The following is a 15,365-nucleotide window of genomic DNA, read 5'->3' as shown; positions in this document are numbered from 1 at the left end:
GCATGGGATTCCTCAGCTCCGGCGACCGCGACCCGACGCGCCGTGACCTCGCGATCAGCGGGATCGCGGTCCTCGCCGTGATCCTGCTCCTGCTGGGCGGGCTCACCCTCAAGCTGCAGGGCCACTTCACCGACTCGGTGCCCGTCACGGCCGAGCTCGAGTCGGCCGGCGGAGCGATGCGCACCGGTGTCGACGTGAAGATGCGCGGCATGGCGGTCGGCAAGGTGACCGCCATCGACGGTGACGCCGACGAGGTCCGCCTCAGCCTCGAGATCAACAAGGACCAGCTCGACCAGATCCCCAGCGACGTGCTCGCCCGGGTGCTGCCGGCGTCGGTCTTCGGCACGTCGTACGTCGACCTGGTGATCCCGCCCGGCAGCGAGACCAAGGGCAGCCCCTCGAACTCCCTGAGCGCGCACGACGTGATCAAGGAGGACACCTCGCAGGGCACGCTCGAGCTGCAGACCGCGCTCGACAGCATCGACGCCCTCGTCGACGCGCTGGGCCCGGCCGAGCTGGCGACCGCGCTCCACACGGTCGCGACCGTGCTGGACGGCCGCGGTGACGACATCGGCGTCGCGATCGACACCCTCAACCGCTACACCAAACGCTTCGCGCCGGTGATCCCGCGGATCCGCAGCGACCTCAAGCTGCTCGCCGTCAACCTCGAGGCCGTCGCTCGCAACGCGCCGGACCTGCTCGACGCCACCGACGACGCCCTGGTCACCTTGCAGAACCTGGTCGACCGGCGCGACAAGATCACCCAGCTGCTCGACGGAGGACTGCTGCTCGTGCAGGACACCCAGGACTTCCTGACCAAGCACGAGCGCGCCTACCTGCACGCGCTGTCGCTGTCGCAGACCCTGGTCGACGGCGCCTACGACGAGCGCACCGGTCTTCGCGACACGCTGCTCGAGACGGGCGTGCTGTCCCACCAGCTGCTGACGATCCTCGAGGACGGCTACGGCCGCGTCGAGGGCTACATCTATGCGCGCGGACCCGAGGACTACACGAAGGCCGACTGCCCGCGCTACGGATCGGCGGCAGGAGCCAACTGTGGCTAGGTTCGTCCGGTTCCGGGTGAAGCCGGTCCACATCAAGGTGATCGCGTTCTTCACGCTCTCGGCCGTGCTCCTGCTCCTGCTGGCCAACACCATGGCCGACCGGGTCGACGGCGAGACCCGCGAGTTCCACGCGGAGTTCGCCGACGTGAGTGGTCTGCGCACCGGCGACGACGTGCGGGTCGCCGGCGTCCAGGTCGGCAAGATCACCTCGATCGAGGTCGACCAGGACAAGGGTTCGATCGCGATGGTGGGCTTCACCTTGCAGGAGGACCAGCCGCTCCTGGACAACACCGACCTGGTGATGCGCTACCAGAACCTGCTCGGCCAGCGGTATCTCTCCCTGGTCCAGCCGGCCAGGCGGGGCGCCGAGCTCGAGGCCGGCGCGACCGTGCCGATGGAGCGCACCAGCCCGGGCTTCGACCTGACGGCGCTGCTCAACGGTTTCCGCCCGCTCTTCGACGTGCTCGAGCCCGACGACGTCAACAAGCTCTCGACCTCGGTCATCAAGGTGCTCCAGGGCGAGGGTGGCACGGTCGCCGACCTGCTCGACCAGACCGGGCAGCTCACCAACTTCCTGGCCGACCGCGACCAGCTCTTCGGTGCGGTCTTCGACAACCTGACGCCGGTGCTGGTCGACCTCGCCGGTCAGGGTGACGAGCTGCGCGGCACGATCCGCCAGCTCACGACCTTCATGTCGGGCCTCGCGAAGAACCGCAAGGTCCTCGGGCAGACGATCGATGACATCGCGCACGTCATCGACACCAGCGAGGTCTTCCTCCGCAACGTGCGAGCACCGCTCGCCGCCGACGTGCGGAAGGCGGCCGACCTGCTCCGGATGTTCGCCGCCGAGGAACCCCGCTTCGCCGATTCCATCGACGGTTTCAGCACGCTGATGAACAGCTTGTCGCGGGTCTTCTCCTACCGCGACGGCCTCACGTTCTACTTCTGCGACCTCGACCTCGACCTGGGCGCGCTCACCGTCGCGACGTCCTCGTTGCCCGGCGGCTACTCGGAGGTCTGCCGATGAAGCTCATCAGTCGCGACCAGCCGCTCCGCATCGGCATCGCCGCCTTCGTCGCCCTCGGGATCTTCGGCGTCGTCGTGCTGGCCGTCAGCGTGATCCCGTTCGGCGCCCACACCTACCAGGCGGAGCTGACCCACACCGCGGGGCTGCGTGCCTCCGAGGGCGTCCAGATCGCCGGCGTCGAGGTCGGCGAGGTCCGCAGCGTGAAGGTGGTGGACGACCACGTGGTCGTCACCTTCACGGTCGACAACGACATCGAGCTGGGTTCGCAGACCCGGGCCGAGGTCAAGGTCGGCACCCTGCTCGGCACCCACTACCTCTCGCTCTCCCCGAAGGGTGAGGGCGACCTGCCCGACGACACGATCCCGCTCGCCCACACCTCCGTGCCGTTCAACCTGCAGGACGTGATCGACGAGGGCACCAACGCCGTCGACCAGATCGACGGCAAGCTGGTGGCGCGTTCCCTGAGCGTCGTCGCCGAGACCCTGAAGGCGGCCGGTCCGAAGCTGGCGCCCGCCTTCAACGGCATCGAGCGGATCTCCCGGGTGATCACCCAGCGGGAGGGCCAGATCGGCGACCTGCTGGAGGCCTCGCGCAACATCTCCGACCAGCTGTCCAGCAGCACCGGCGACCTGGTGCAGCTGATGGAGCAGTCCAACCTGGTCATCGACGAGCTCGTACGACGGCGCGAAGCCATCCGCGACCTGCTCGGTGACCTCGGCTCGATCACCACGACGATCAACCAGATCATGGACGACAACGAGGCCAAGCTGCGCCCGATGCTGCGCGACCTCGACGCCGTGGTCGACGTACTGAAGTCGCGCGACAAGCAGCTCAAGGGTGCGTTGCACAGCCTGGCCGTCACCGCGCGCTACATCGCCAACGCCACGGGCGACGGGCCGTTCATCAACCTCTACTTCCCCGAGGTGATCCCCGACAAGGTCCGTTGCGGCCCGAGAGCGGGGTGCTGAGATGACGCGATCGATGAAGCGCGCGCTCGCGGCCCTGATCAGCATGGTGCTGCTGGCCTCGTCGGCGGCCTGCAACCCGCTGGAGGGCGGGGGCGACCTCGAGATCACCGCGGTGTTCCAGGAGTCCTCCGGCCTCTACGTCGGCAACGACGTCGGCGTGCTCGGTGTGCCGGTCGGCAAGATCACCAAGATCGAGCCGAAGGGCGACGTCGTGGAGGTGACGCTGAAGGTCACCGACCCCGACATCAAGATCCCTGCGGGTGCCGCGGCGGTCATCGTGTCGCGGTCGGTCGCGACCGACCGCTACGTCGAGCTCACGCCCGTCTACCAGGGCGGCAAGGAGATCGCGTCCGGCGCGACCATCCCGCTCGACCGCACCCGTACGCCGGTCGACTTCGACCGGGTGCTCGGCTCGATCTCCGACCTGGCCGAGTCCCTGACCAAGACCCCGAAGATCACCAACAGCCTCCGCGAGGTGCTCCAGGTGACGGCGGCCGCGTTCAGCGGCAACAGCGACGAGCTGCGCGGTGCCGTGAGCGGGATGGCCGACCTGGTCGACATGGTCCACGGCCAGCGCTCCGACATCTTCGCCACGATGGCTTCGCTCGACACGCTGTCGAGCGGACTGGTGAAGAACGAGCGCCTGGTGCGCACCTTCGTGCACAACCTCGGTGGCGCGATCGAGCTGCTCAACAGCGAGCGCGACGACATCAGCCGGGTCCTGACCTCCGCGTCGACGACGATCGACCGGATCACCAAGTTCAGCAAGGAGAACCGCGGCACGATCAAGGCGAGCCTCGCCGACGTCGAGACGCTGATGCACAACCTGCTCGACAGTCGCCAGGACCTCGGAGAGACGATCGAGACGCTGCCGCTGGCCGCCCAGAACATCTACAACGCCCACACCCCGGAGAACCACATCTGGGTGCGTGGCGTCCCCGGTCAGCTCCTCGGGCTCGGCCCGCTCTTCGAGCAGCTCTGCCAGCTGATCGGCCCGGTTTGCAACCTGGCCACCTTCCCCGACCTGTCCGACCTCCTCGGCGGACTGCTCGGCGGACTCGGCGGAGGGCGGACCCCATGAGGCGCCTCATCGTGTCGACCCTCGCCGCCACCCTCGCCACCGTGGGGCTGGCTGCGTGCAGCACGGGCTACAAGGACCTCCCGCTCCCGGGCTCCGACGTCGGCGGCGACACCTACGAGGTGACGGCGGTCTTCGACCAGGCCCTCAACCTGGCGCAGGGCGCGCAGGTCAAGGTCAACGGCGTCTCGGTCGGCCGGGTCCAGGACGTGAAGGCCAAGGATTTCCAGGCCATCGTCTCGATGGACATCAAGGAGTCCGTCGAGATCCCTGACGACTCCACGGTCCGGCTGCGCTACGACACGCCGCTCGGCGAGCTCATCGTCCAGGTCACGCCGGGGAAGTCCGGGCGCGACCTCGGTGACGGCGACGCGTTCGCCGAGCGCCGTACGACGACGGCACCCTCGGTCGAGGACGCACTCGCGTCGGCCTCGATGCTCATCAACGGTGGTCGGCTCGGCGAGCTCCAGACGATCGCCGAGGAGCTCAACACGACCTTCGGCGGTCGTGAGGAGGAGATCCGGGCCAGCCTCGAGCGGGTCACGAGCTTCCTCCACGAGGCCAACGCCAGCAGCGACGACATCGGTCGCGCCCTCGAAGCGCTGCGGTCGGTCTCCAGTGTCCTCGCCGAGAGGCGCGGCACGATCCGCAAGGCGCTGGACCAGGTCGGGCCGGCGGTCGAGACGTTGGGCAAGGACACCGACAAGATCGTCGCGTTGCTGACCAGTGTCGAGGGCCTGGCGCGGACGGCGAAGCGCATCGCCTTGCAGGTCGACGACCCGCTGCTGACGATCCTCCAGCAGATCGGACCGATCGCCGACCAGGTGCTGGCCACCAAGTCCAAGCTGCGCGCCGGTCTCGACGACCTGGTCGCCGTGGCCGACCAGCTGTCCCGCACGGTGCCGAGCGACACCCTGCCGCTGCGCGCCCTGCTCCACCTCGACGAGACGCAGCTCAACATCCTCGGCGGTGACCCGCGGGCGCAGGTCGATGAGGGCGCCGCCGCAGACGCGGTCCGCCGCGGCGACCTCTACCTCCCCGGTCTCGGGCTGCTGCTCGGAGCCAACGACGTGGAGGGACGCCGATGACCCGCAAGAACATCATGAGCATCGTCGGCATCGTCACGGCGTTCCTCTTCTGCCTGCTCTACCTCTTCGGCGTCGCTCTCAAGACCCCGATCACCGAGCCCCGCGTCTACGTCACCGTGACCTTGCCTCGCAGCGGCGGTCTCTACGAGGGCTCCGAGGTCACCTACCGCGGCGTGCGCGTCGGCCGGGTCACCGAGCTGAGGCTGACCGACGACGGTGTCTCGGCCAAGGTCCGCCTCGACGGATCGGCGCGGATCCCCGCGGACGCCCGACCCAAGGTGCGCAGCCTCTCGCCGGTGGGTGAGCAGTACATCGATTTCCAGCCCGAGCACGACGGGTCGCCATACCTCGAGAACGGCGACACGATCGAGGGCACCGCCAGCGACCTGCCGACCAGCCTCGCCACGACGGCGATCAACCTCAACGCGCTGATCAAGCAGATCGACCCGAAGGCGCTCAAGACCGTGTTGCGCGAGACCGCCAACGGTCTCAAGGGCACTCAGGACGACCTCCAGCGGATGGTCGTGCAGGGGTCGGTGCTGCTCAACGAGTTCGACAAGCGGTGGGCCATGACGGATCGGCTCATCACCAACGGCGACCGATTGCTGCGGCTCGGCGCAGACCTGGTGCCGACCTTCGACAGCATCACGCGCAACACCAAGGTCTTCACCGCGTGGCTGCGCAAGATCGACCCGGTGCTCGTGCGGTTGCTGGAGAAGGCGCCCGGCCAGATCGACGAGCTGCGCGGGTTGGTCCGCGACGTCGACGACATCCTCGGCGACTACCTCGACCCCTACGTCACCCTCGCCGACTTCATGGCCGCGCGCGACCCGCACCTGCGGGCGCTGCTCCGTGACTACCCGCGCGGGTTCCGGGCGCTGTCGAGCTCGGTCTTCGGCGGTGCGGCCCACCTCAACGGCTTCTTCGAGTACTTCGAGTACTGCGGCTACGGCGCCGACGAGCACCCGCCCCGCGACGTGACGAGGTATCCCGCCCAGGACGACGGGCACTGCTCGAGGAGCTTCCCCGCGTCGCAGCGCGGTGCCCAGTGGGCACCGGGGCCGCTGCGATGAGCGGGCGCCTTCGGGTGGCGGTCGGTGGGCTCGCACTGCTGCTGATCGCGGCGATCGCCGGCTGCGTCCTGCTGTGGGGCGACCGGTCCGACCTCGACGAGCTGAAGGACCACCAGGCCGACGAGGCGGCAGCGACGAAGGCGGCCGAGGAGGTCGTCTACTCGTGGCTCACCTATGACTACCGCACCTATGCCGAGGACATGGCGTGGGTGACCGAGGACGGCACGGCCTCCTTCGAGGAGGAGTATGCGCCGGAGACGCTGGTCGCCCTGCGCAAGAAGATGGTCGGTCCGCGGCAGCTGATCAGCAAGGGCCGCGTGGTCGAGTCGGCCGCGACCTGGGAGAAGGACGGCAAGGTCAAGGTCCTCGTCTTCACCGACCAGACGCTCACCGACAAGGACATCCGCCAGCAGCGCAAGCCGGCCCTCCACGCCCGCAGCGGCGTCGAGCTGACCATGGTCGAGCAGGGCGGCGAGTGGCTCGTCGACGAGCTCGTGCAGCTGCAGTTCGAGTGACTCGGTTGAAGGGGATGGACGTCCGCTGACGATACGGTGACCCACCATGGACACCACGCCTCGGATCTGGGGCGGCACGACGCTGGCCGAGCGCCAGAAGGACCGCCGCGCGCGCCTGCTCGCAGCAGGCGTGACGCTGATCGCCGCCGGCGGGGGACAGGCCGTCAGCGTGCGGGCCGTGTGTCGTGAAGCCGGCCTCACGTCGCGCTACTTCTACGAGCACTTCCAAGACCGTGACGAGCTCACGGTCGCGGTCTTCCAGACGCTGGCCGAGGAGGGGCGCTCGGCGATCGTCGATGCCGTGGCTGCGGTCGCCGGCTCCCACGATCCACGTGCTGTCGCTGTCGCGGCGGTCGAGGCCGTCGTCGAGTTCGCCCTGGGCCACCCCGCCCGTGGCCAGGTGCTCTTCGTCGCCCCGACGACCGACCCGCTGCTCTTCGAGGCGCGCGAGCGCCTCTTCCCGATCATCGCGGAGATGATCGCCGACCAGATCCCGAAGCGCGACAGCGCCGACCAGCGCCGGCTCAAGTCGGCCAGCCTGGTGGGTGCCCTGGGCCACGACTTCTTCCTCTACGTCGGTGGCCAGCTCGACGTACCTCGTGAGGTCTTCGTGCAGCACTGCGTCGACCTGCTGCTCACCGTGGCGGCGATGGGTTCGAGCCCGCGCTGAGGTCCGGCTCACCTCCGCTAGCACCGTGACAGCGGAACTGTTACAGTCATGGTGTCAATGTGAGTACGGAGGTTGTCAGATGGATTTCGAGCTTCCCGAGTCGGCCCTTGCCGTCCGAGAGGGTGTCGCTGCGGTTGCTGCGAAGTACGACCACGCCTACTGGTCGCGCTGCGAGGAGGAGCACCGCTTCCCGCAGGAGGTCTACGACGACCTGGCGGCCGGTGGCTGGTTCGGCCTCGCTGTCCCCGAGGAGTACGGCGGCGGTGGCCAAGGCCTGCTCGAGCTCGCGGTCGCCAACGAGACGTTGTGTGCGTCGGGCGGTACGGCGGGCAGCTTCTTCTACATCACCACCCCCGGCTTTGGCGGCATGACCGTCACCCGCCACGGCACCGAGGAGCAGAAGAAGCGGATCCTGCCCGGCCTCGCGACCGGTGAGCTGCAGTTCTGCCTCGCGCTGACCGAGCCCGACGCGGGCTCCAACGCGCTCGAGATCACCACCTCTGCCCGGCGCGACGGTGACGACTTCTTGATCAAGGGTCAGAAGGTCTGGATCTCCAACGTCGAGAACGCCGACTGGATGGTCGCGGTCACCCGTACGATCCCGGCCGCCGAAGCGCGGCCGCGCACCGCCGGCTTCACGCTCTTCCTCGTCGACGTGAAGCAGGCGCTGGCCGACGGCACGCTGACCTACCAGCCGATCCCCAAGATGGGGAGCAACATCCTCTACTCGAGCCAGGTCTTCTTCGACGACGTCCGCGTCCCGGCGGAGAACGTCATCGGCGAGGTCGACCTCGGTTTCGCCGTGTTGTGGGACGTGCTCAACCCCGAGCGGATCCTCGCAGCAGCGGGCGGCATGGGTGCCGCCGACGCGGCCCTCGACGTCGCGTGCAACTACGCGCGGGAGCGGGTCGTCTTCGGGCGGCCGATCGGCGCCAACCAGGCGCTGCAGTTCCCGCTCGCCCAGATCAAGGCCAAGGTCGAGCTCGGCCGGCTGATGACCTACAAGGCGGCGTGGCTCTTCGACCGGCAGGAGCCGTGCGGTGCCGAGGCCAACATCGCCAAGCTGACCGGCGCCCAGGTGGCGTGGGAGGCGGCCAACCAGGCGTTCCAGACGCTCGGCGGCATGGCCTACAGCAAGGAGTACCCGGTCGAGCGGATGTTCCGCGACGCCCGGATCGGCAAGAACATCCCGGTGGCCGAGGAGCTCGTGCTCGCGCACATCGGCACCCAGATGCTCGGTCTGCCGAAGAGCTACTGATGGCTGCCCACCCGTCCAGCATTACTGGTGTGACCGCTGACAGCGACATCGCGGAGATCCGTCCCTACATCGACGGCATCGCTGCGCTCTACGCCGGCGGCGCCAACGTGATCATGCAGCTCGGCTGGCCCGAGGTGGGGCGCGGGGTGTTCGAGTCCAAGGTCGAGAGTGGGCGCACCGACCTGCACCCGATCAAGCGCGCGCGGACCACCTTTACCTACCTGTCCGTCGCTCTCCTCGGCAGTGACGACGAGCGCGCCGCCTACCGGCGCGAGGTCAACCGCCAGCACGCGCAGGTGCGCTCGGCCGGAGGCTCCGAGGAGAGCCCGGTGGCCTACAACGCCATGAATCCGGAGCTCCAGCTCTGGGTTGCGGCCTGCCTCTACTGGGGCACCGAGGACATCGTCCAGCGGCTCCACGGACCGCTCGACGAAGCCACGCTCGACCTCCTCTACCGCCACGGCTCGCGATTGGGTACGACGCTCCAGGTGCGCGAGGACATGTGGCCGGCCGATCGGGCCGCCTTCGAGGTCTACTGGGCTGAAGGTCTGCGGCGGGTGTCCTACGACGCCGACGTACGCCGCTACCTGCTCAAGGTGGTCCTGGGGGTCAACGCGTTCCCGTGGCCGCTGCGGGTCACCTTCGCGCGGTTCATCCGGTTCATGAACATCGGCTCGCTGCCGCCGTACTTCCGTGAAGCGCTCGACGTCCCGTGGACCGCCGCCGACCAGCGGCGCCACGACCGGGTCTTCCGGCTGACCCGCCTGGTGAGTCGCGTCGTGCCCTCGATCCTGCGCCGCCAGCCCTTCGGCCTCCTGCTGCTCGACCTGCGGTTGCGGCGCCGTTTCAAGCGCCAGCTGGTGTGACGTTCTCCACCCTTCCCGGCAGCGGCGAAGGGTGATTGACTACGCGAGTAGTCAGTTACTCGCAGACCAATGGAGGTCAGCATGAGCGCCCTGCCCCTGGAGCCGGTCTCCGGACTCGAGAAGGTCGATGAGATTGATCTTCGCGACTACTGGGACGGCCCGGCCGCGTTCGTCGCGGGACCGGCCAACGTGGCGCTGCAGATGCTCGGAGCTCCGGGAGTCGCCTACGGCGTGATGGAGTCGAAGGTCGAGTCGGGGCGGGTTGACCTCCACCCCTTCAAGCGAGCCCGTACGACGCTCACCTACCTCGCCGTCTCTGCGCTCGGCACCGACGAGGACCGCGCTCTTTATCGAGAGGCCGTCAACGGGGCACACCGTCACATTCGCTCGACGGAGGACAGCCCGGTCAAGTACAACGCGTTCGACCGCGACCTCCAGCTGTGGGTCGCGGCGTGCCTCTACTACGGCTTCGCCGACACCTACGAGCGGCTCCACGGACCGATGGAGGAGGAGCTCGCCGAGGCGATCTACCAGCAGCTCGCGATCTTCGGCACGACGCTGCAGATGCCGCGCGACCTGTGGCCGGCGACCCGCGCGGACTTCAAGGACTTCTTCCAGTCGCGGCTCGCCAACGCCGACATCGACGACGCGACCAAGGCCTACTGCCGGATGCTCATCCGGTTCGAGATGACGCCGCGGTGGATCCGGCCGGCGACCCTGCCGCTCACCTTCATGAACACGGGCTACACGCCGTGGCAGCTGCGCGAGCGGCTCGACCTGCCCTGGTCGCCGCGCCACCAGGCCGTCTTCAACACGGTCAACCGGGCGACCGGGATGGTCGGGCGCCGGGTGCCCCGCGCTCTGCGCAACGCGCCCTTCAACGTGCTCCTGTGGGACGTGCGTCGCCGAGCACGCACCGGGCGCCCCCTTGTCTGAGTACGGTGCCCCCGTGGGTCTTCTCAATACGGCGGTGTCGGTCGTCGCCACGGTAGAGCGCACGATGTGGGGCCTGGTCCGCGCCCGGATGGACGCGGCCAGCCCGCCGCCCGCCCGCCCGTCGCTGACGGTCGCGCCCGAGCCGCGGTTCGCGGCATCGCCGCGCGACATGATGACCGCCCTGCTGAGCGAGTCGCTCGAGCACGATGCGTTGAGCAGCGAGCGGGAGTACCTGGTCGCCGTACTCCGGCAGCTCCTGCCGGACGAGGCCCGCATCATCGCCGCCCTCGCTGACGGCGCGCCCGCGTCGACGGTCAGCGTCTACCGCCGCGGGACGAGCGACGTGCTGCTGAGCAACGCCTCCCTGATCGGACGTACGGCGGCCGTGACCCTGCCGAGCCGCACGACCCGCTACGTGGCCCACCTCCTCCACCTCGGGCTGGTGGAGACCGGCCCGGAGGACAAGGCCAACGAGGTCGGCTACGAGATGGTGCTCGCGGACCGTGAGGTCCGGCCGGCGCTGAAGGAGGGAGCGCTCGGCAAGCTCCCCGCTCGCGTGGAGCGCAAGACGCTGCGCCTCAGCGAGCACGGTCGCGCCCTGTGGGAGGCGACCCGGCCGGACGTGACCGAGTGAGCGCCCGGGTGAGTGTCCGGTGAGCGGGCTCAACACCCCAGCGGAGGCCTGGGACGTCTTCGTCGCGCACCCCTGGGTGCTGCTGCTCATGCCGGTGGTCAGCGCCTTCATCGGCTGGATCACCAAGGTCGTCGCGATCGAGATGGTCTTCCGCCCGATCGACTTCAAGGGCATCGGACCGTTCGGCTGGCAGGGTCAGCTGCCGCGGCGGGCGGCGAAGTTCGGGGCCGAGGCCGCCGACATCATCCTCGACAACGTCGTCGACCCGCGCGAGCTCGTCGACCGGCTCGACCCGCAGCGGATCGCTACCGAGTGCGACGACATCATGGTCGATGCGATCAACTCGGTCGCCCGCGACATCCTCGGGCCGCGGTGGGACCAGGTGCCGGCGCGAGCGAAGGCGCTGGCCATCGCGCGGGCCCGGTCGCGCGCTCCTCAGATGGTCGCCAACCTGCTCCAGCAGGCCCAGGACAACATCGACGAGCTCTTCAACATCAGCTACATCGTCACGGCCGAGCTGATCAAGGACAAGCGGCTCCTCGTCGACCTGGTGCGCGGTCCGATGGGCCCGGTCATGACGTTCATGAAGCGCTTCGGCCTGGTCTTTGGCTTCCTCGTCGGCCTGCTGCAGATGGTGATCTTCGCCTTCACCGAGAGCCACCTGGTCATCCCGATCGCGGGCCTGATCGTCGGTCTGGTGTCGGACTGGATCGCCTTGCAGATGGTCTTCGAGCCGAAGGAGGAGAAGCGCTACTTCGGTCTGGTGAAGTGGCAGGGCCTGGCCTTCGCGGAGCGCGATCACTTCATCACCGAGTACGCCAAGATCGCCGCCGAGAAGGTGCTCGGGCCCGAGCTGATCCTCGGCGCGCTGCTCGACGGACCGCTGGCCGACCGGCTCTTCGCGCTGGTCCACCAGGAGGTCGAGGCGGCCATCGACGCCGAGCTCGGCCTGGTCGAGCCGCTCGTCCCAGCGGCCATCGGCACCGCGCGCTACGAGGCGTTGCGCCGCACGGTCGTGGCGGCTGCGTCGAGCCGGGTGCACGAGGCGTCCGAGCGGCTCGGGCCCTACCTGATCGAGGCGCTCGACGTGGAGCGCACGGTCGAGGTCTCGCTCGGTGCTTTGTCCAACGAAGGGCTCGAGGCGATGCTGCGCCCGGTCTTCAAGGACGACGAGTGGCTCGTCGTGGTCATCGGCGGTGGGCTCGGCTTCGTCGTCGGTGAGCTCCAGGTCTTCTTGTTGACGCGCCTCGGCGGACTGTGACCGATCTGGGCTTGGATGGGTTCGTGACCGAGATCGAGCTCGCCGAGACCCCAGGTGGCCCGCTCGCCTACAGCCGACGGGGTGCGGGCGAGCCGCTGCTGCTGATCCAGGGCGTGTCCGGCCACCACCGGATGTGGAGCGAGCCGTTCCTTGCTGGGCTCGCCGAGCACTTCGACGTCGTGGCCTTCGACCATCGAGGCATCGGTCGGTCGCGGCGCGTCGATGGCGACTTCTCCGTGGCCGACCTGGCAGGTGATGCGGTCGCGGTGCTCGACGCGGTCGGCTGGGAGACCGCGCACGTGCTGGGCGCCTCGATGGGCGGAGCGGTCGCACAGGAGCTGGTGCTCGCGCACCCCGAGCGCGTACGTCGCCTGGTGCTCTGCTGCACCTGGGCCGGCCCCGAAGATGCGGCCGGTGCGACCTGGGGCTTGCACCAGCCCAACTTCGTCGCATCGGCGACCTGTGGGGAGCGCGCGCTCGCGATCGACCTGATGGTGGAGGCCAACCTGTCCTCGCCGTTCAGCGCGGGCGAGGGGCGCCACGAGGAGTTCGCCGCGGCGGCCACCTCCGTCCGCGTGCCCGGTCCGGTCACCGTCGCGCAGATGCGGGCCGCGCAGGCGCACGACGCGCGCGACCGGCTGGCGGGGGTCGCGACGCCGACCCTGGTCCTGCACGGCACGGTCGACACCGTCGTACTCCGGGAAGCGGGGGAGCGGCTCGCCGCCCTCATCCCGGGTGCCGCCCTCGAGCTCTTCGATGGAGCGGGACACCTTCTCTTCTGGGAGCAGCCCGACCGCGCGGCGGCTGCTGTGACCGCGCACCTGCTGAGTTGACGACGCCGAGGAACCGCTGCGTGTTGGGCATATGTCACATTCCCGCTCATTGACAGCACAACTGTGACAGTCTTACTGTCAAGGTCGAGACCAATGAGGAGCTGCCCCCATGCGTGACATCTTCGAGCCCGAGCACGAGGACTTCCGTCAGACCGTTCGCACCTTCTTCGAGAAGGAGGTCGTGCCGCACCACGACCAGTGGGAGCGCGACGGGATCGTGCCCCGCGACCTGTGGCTGAAGGCCGGCGAGGCAGGTCTGCTCTGCTTCGACGTGCCGGAGGAGTACGGCGGCCCCGGCATCGACGACTTCCGGTTCAACATGATCGTGTCGGAGGAGCAGGCCCGCGCCGGTGCCAACGGCCCCGGCTTCTCGGTGCACACCGACATCATCGTTCCCTACCTCATCAGCCTGGGGAACGAAGAGCAGAAGCAGCGCTGGCTGCCCGGCTGCGTCACCGGTGAGCTGATCACCGCCATCGCGATGACGGAGCCCGGCGCGGGTTCGGACCTCCAGGGCATCCGCACGACCGCGGTCGACCAGGGTGACCACTACCTGCTCAACGGGTCGAAGACCTTCATCTCCAACGGCATCAACGCCGACCTGGTGATCGTCGTCGCCCGCACCGACCCCGAGGCCCGTCACAAGGGCATCAGCCTGCTCGTCGTCGAGCGCGACATGCCCGGCTTCGAGCGCGGCCGCAACCTCGAGAAGATCGGCCTGCACGCGCAGGACACCTCCGAGCTCTCCTTCACCGACGTCCGCGTCCCCAAGGAGAACCTGCTCGGCCCCGAGGGCTCGGGCTTCATCTCGCTGATGATGAACCTCCCGCAGGAGCGCCTGATCATCGCGTGCCAGGCCGTCTCGGCCTGCGAGGGCATCACGGACATGTGCCTCGACTACGCCAAGACCCGCCACGCCTTCGGCAAGCCGATCGGCAAGTTCCAGCACAACCGCTTCCTCGTCGCGGAGATGTACACCGAGACGACGATCGCCCGCACCTTCGTCGACGACTGCGTCAAGAAGCACATCAAGGGCGAGCTCGACGCGGTCGGCGCCTCGCAGGCGAAGTACTGGGCCACCGAGCTGCAGAACAAGCTCGTCAACCAGGGCGTCCAGCTCTTCGGCGGCTACGGCTACATGCTGGAGTACCCGATCGCCCGGGCCTACTGCGACAGCCGGATCTCCACGATCTACGGCGGCACCACCGAGGTCCAGAAGGAGATCATCGGCCGCAGCTTGGGTCTCTGACGCAGCCGAGTCGGTGGGCTCAGAGTGATCTATTGGTCACCTTGAGCCCACCGACTCGCTCATTTGGGCTCGAGGGCGCGGACGATCGCTTGGTTCGAGGCGCGCTGGAACGACGCGACGAGGGCCTCGAGGGTGAGCTGGCGCAGCTTGCCGAGGCTGTACTCGAAGCGGTCGCGCTCGGCGTCGGTGTGGTCCTGGGCGCGGAAGGGCGCGAGCACCTGGTGACGTACGACGGCGGTGAGGTCGTCGACGAGGGCATCCATGTGCCGGGTGATCGCGGCGTCGGCGTCGTGGACGGCGTCCATCGGGATGTCGAGGTCGAGCAGCTGGCAGGTGATCGGGAAGGTCATCTGGACCTCGAAACCGTCCTCGACCTCGCGGATGGCGCGGACCGTCGCCAGGAAGGCGACCTCGGCCTTCGAGAGCTTGCGGCCGGCGCGCGCGTCGAGCTCGGCGCGCGAGACGGTCTCGGGGCGGGTGTTGGCCCACGGCGAGAGCATGACCCGCTGGATGACCAGGTCGTCGGCAGTGGCGCCCTCGGGCACGCGCTCGAGGTAGTCCTGGATCTCGGCGAGGGAGAACCCGTGCTCCTGGAGGGCGCGGATCAGCTGGAGCGCGGCCAGGTGGCGCTCGTCGTAGAAGGCGAGGCGGCCGCGGCGCTCGGGCGCCGGCAGGAGGCCGAGGCTCGCGTAGTAGCGGGCGGTGCGGACCGACGTCGAGGCGGTGCTCGCCAGCTCGTCGATCGTCATCAGCTGCTCGTCGCCCTTCGGCTCGACGCTCACGTCGACCACTCCTCCCACTGTCGGCCCGGCTCGCTTGCATGCTAACAGTGAAACTGTCACAGT

Annotated in this window: 16 protein-coding genes; 15 read left to right on the top strand and 1 reads right to left on the bottom strand. The window is 68.8% G+C overall.

Annotated elements, in window-relative coordinates; translation table 11 throughout:
• The first annotated feature begins 2 nt into the window (after positions 1 to 2).
• From F0U44_RS12810 to F0U44_RS12740, 15 genes are all read left to right on the top strand, one after another.
• Positions 3 to 1,064 (top strand): MCE family protein, encoded by a 1,062-nt coding sequence (locus F0U44_RS12810; protein WP_149728652.1) that lies wholly within the window; start codon positions 3 to 5, stop codon positions 1,062 to 1,064.
• Entirely contained in the window at positions 1,057 to 2,091 is a 1,035-nt protein-coding gene (locus tag F0U44_RS12805; RefSeq protein WP_188113461.1) for an MCE family protein, read from the top strand. The genes F0U44_RS12810 and F0U44_RS12805 overlap by 8 nt, the downstream gene beginning before the upstream one ends.
• The gene (locus F0U44_RS12800) at positions 2,088 to 3,059 is read left to right on the top strand and encodes an MCE family protein (protein WP_149728650.1); all 972 of its coding nucleotides are present in this window, start codon (positions 2,088 to 2,090) and stop codon (positions 3,057 to 3,059) included. Before F0U44_RS12805 ends, F0U44_RS12800 begins: the two co-directional genes overlap by 4 nt.
• A 1-nt stretch (position 3,060) precedes the next feature.
• A complete protein-coding gene (locus F0U44_RS12795) occupies positions 3,061 to 4,140 on the top strand; it encodes an MCE family protein (protein ID WP_149728649.1) in 1,080 nt (359 codons plus the stop codon).
• Complete coding sequence (locus tag F0U44_RS12790) at positions 4,137 to 5,225, top strand: MCE family protein (protein WP_149728648.1); 1,089 nt, start codon at positions 4,137 to 4,139, stop codon at positions 5,223 to 5,225. The genes F0U44_RS12795 and F0U44_RS12790 overlap by 4 nt, the downstream gene beginning before the upstream one ends.
• Complete coding sequence (locus F0U44_RS12785) at positions 5,222 to 6,298, top strand: MlaD family protein (protein WP_149728647.1); 1,077 nt, start codon at positions 5,222 to 5,224, stop codon at positions 6,296 to 6,298. Before F0U44_RS12790 ends, F0U44_RS12785 begins: the two co-directional genes overlap by 4 nt.
• A complete protein-coding gene (locus F0U44_RS12780) occupies positions 6,295 to 6,813 on the top strand; it encodes a hypothetical protein (protein WP_149728646.1) in 519 nt (172 codons plus the stop codon). Before F0U44_RS12785 ends, F0U44_RS12780 begins: the two co-directional genes overlap by 4 nt.
• 46 nt (positions 6,814 to 6,859) lie before the next feature.
• Complete coding sequence (locus F0U44_RS12775; RefSeq protein WP_149728645.1) at positions 6,860 to 7,483, top strand: TetR/AcrR family transcriptional regulator; 624 nt, start codon at positions 6,860 to 6,862, stop codon at positions 7,481 to 7,483.
• Between the two features lie 79 nt (positions 7,484 to 7,562).
• A complete protein-coding gene (locus F0U44_RS12770) occupies positions 7,563 to 8,741 on the top strand; it encodes an acyl-CoA dehydrogenase family protein (RefSeq protein WP_149728644.1) in 1,179 nt (392 codons plus the stop codon).
• 29 nt (positions 8,742 to 8,770) lie between these two features.
• Complete coding sequence (locus F0U44_RS12765) at positions 8,771 to 9,607, top strand: oxygenase MpaB family protein (RefSeq protein ID WP_223163667.1); 837 nt, start codon at positions 8,771 to 8,773, stop codon at positions 9,605 to 9,607.
• An 81-nt stretch (positions 9,608 to 9,688) separates the two neighbouring features.
• Positions 9,689 to 10,543, top strand: coding sequence for an oxygenase MpaB family protein (locus F0U44_RS12760; RefSeq protein ID WP_149728642.1), 855 nt, complete (start codon positions 9,689 to 9,691; stop codon positions 10,541 to 10,543).
• 13 nt (positions 10,544 to 10,556) lie between these two features.
• Positions 10,557 to 11,177, top strand: coding sequence for an Abi-alpha family protein (locus F0U44_RS12755; protein ID WP_149728641.1), 621 nt, complete (start codon positions 10,557 to 10,559; stop codon positions 11,175 to 11,177).
• Positions 11,178 to 11,196: 19 nt separating this feature from the next.
• A complete protein-coding gene (locus F0U44_RS12750; protein WP_149728640.1) occupies positions 11,197 to 12,438 on the top strand; it encodes a DUF445 domain-containing protein in 1,242 nt (413 codons plus the stop codon).
• Positions 12,439 to 12,461: 23 nt separating this feature from the next.
• Positions 12,462 to 13,271 carry an alpha/beta fold hydrolase gene (locus F0U44_RS12745; RefSeq protein ID WP_223163666.1) on the top strand — a complete coding sequence of 270 codons (810 nt, stop codon included), beginning with the start codon at positions 12,462 to 12,464 and terminating at the stop codon, positions 13,269 to 13,271.
• A gap of 109 nt (positions 13,272 to 13,380) precedes the next feature.
• Positions 13,381 to 14,520, top strand: coding sequence for an acyl-CoA dehydrogenase family protein (locus F0U44_RS12740; RefSeq protein WP_149728639.1), 1,140 nt, complete (start codon positions 13,381 to 13,383; stop codon positions 14,518 to 14,520).
• Between the two features lie 59 nt (positions 14,521 to 14,579).
• Here the strand turns inward: F0U44_RS12740 and F0U44_RS12735 are convergent, their stop codons facing one another.
• Complete coding sequence (locus tag F0U44_RS12735; RefSeq protein ID WP_246160439.1) at positions 14,580 to 15,302, bottom strand: MerR family transcriptional regulator; 723 nt, start codon at positions 15,300 to 15,302, stop codon at positions 14,580 to 14,582.
• Positions 15,303 to 15,365: the final 63 nt, after the last annotated feature.

Origin of the sequence: Nocardioides humilatus, assembly GCF_008373755.1 — a bacterium.
Taxonomy (GTDB): domain Bacteria; phylum Actinomycetota; class Actinomycetes; order Propionibacteriales; family Nocardioidaceae; genus Nocardioides; species Nocardioides humilatus.
Note: the sequence above shows the minus strand (reverse complement) of the source record. Positions and strands in the feature narration are given on the sequence as shown.

Coding starts and splice junctions, on each gene's coding strand:
- F0U44_RS12810 (WP_149728652.1), top strand. CDS start 3: ATGGGATTCCTCAGCTCCGGCGACCGCGACCCGACGCGCCGTGACCTC.
- F0U44_RS12800 (WP_149728650.1), top strand. CDS start 2,088: ATGAAGCTCATCAGTCGCGACCAGCCGCTCCGCATCGGCATCGCCGCC.
- F0U44_RS12795 (WP_149728649.1), top strand. CDS start 3,061: ATGACGCGATCGATGAAGCGCGCGCTCGCGGCCCTGATCAGCATGGTG.
- F0U44_RS12790 (WP_149728648.1), top strand. CDS start 4,137: ATGAGGCGCCTCATCGTGTCGACCCTCGCCGCCACCCTCGCCACCGTG.
- F0U44_RS12785 (WP_149728647.1), top strand. CDS start 5,222: ATGACCCGCAAGAACATCATGAGCATCGTCGGCATCGTCACGGCGTTC.
- F0U44_RS12780 (WP_149728646.1), top strand. CDS start 6,295: ATGAGCGGGCGCCTTCGGGTGGCGGTCGGTGGGCTCGCACTGCTGCTG.
- F0U44_RS12775 (WP_149728645.1), top strand. CDS start 6,860: ATGGACACCACGCCTCGGATCTGGGGCGGCACGACGCTGGCCGAGCGC.
- F0U44_RS12770 (WP_149728644.1), top strand. CDS start 7,563: ATGGATTTCGAGCTTCCCGAGTCGGCCCTTGCCGTCCGAGAGGGTGTC.
- F0U44_RS12760 (WP_149728642.1), top strand. CDS start 9,689: ATGAGCGCCCTGCCCCTGGAGCCGGTCTCCGGACTCGAGAAGGTCGAT.
- F0U44_RS12740 (WP_149728639.1), top strand. CDS start 13,381: ATGCGTGACATCTTCGAGCCCGAGCACGAGGACTTCCGTCAGACCGTT.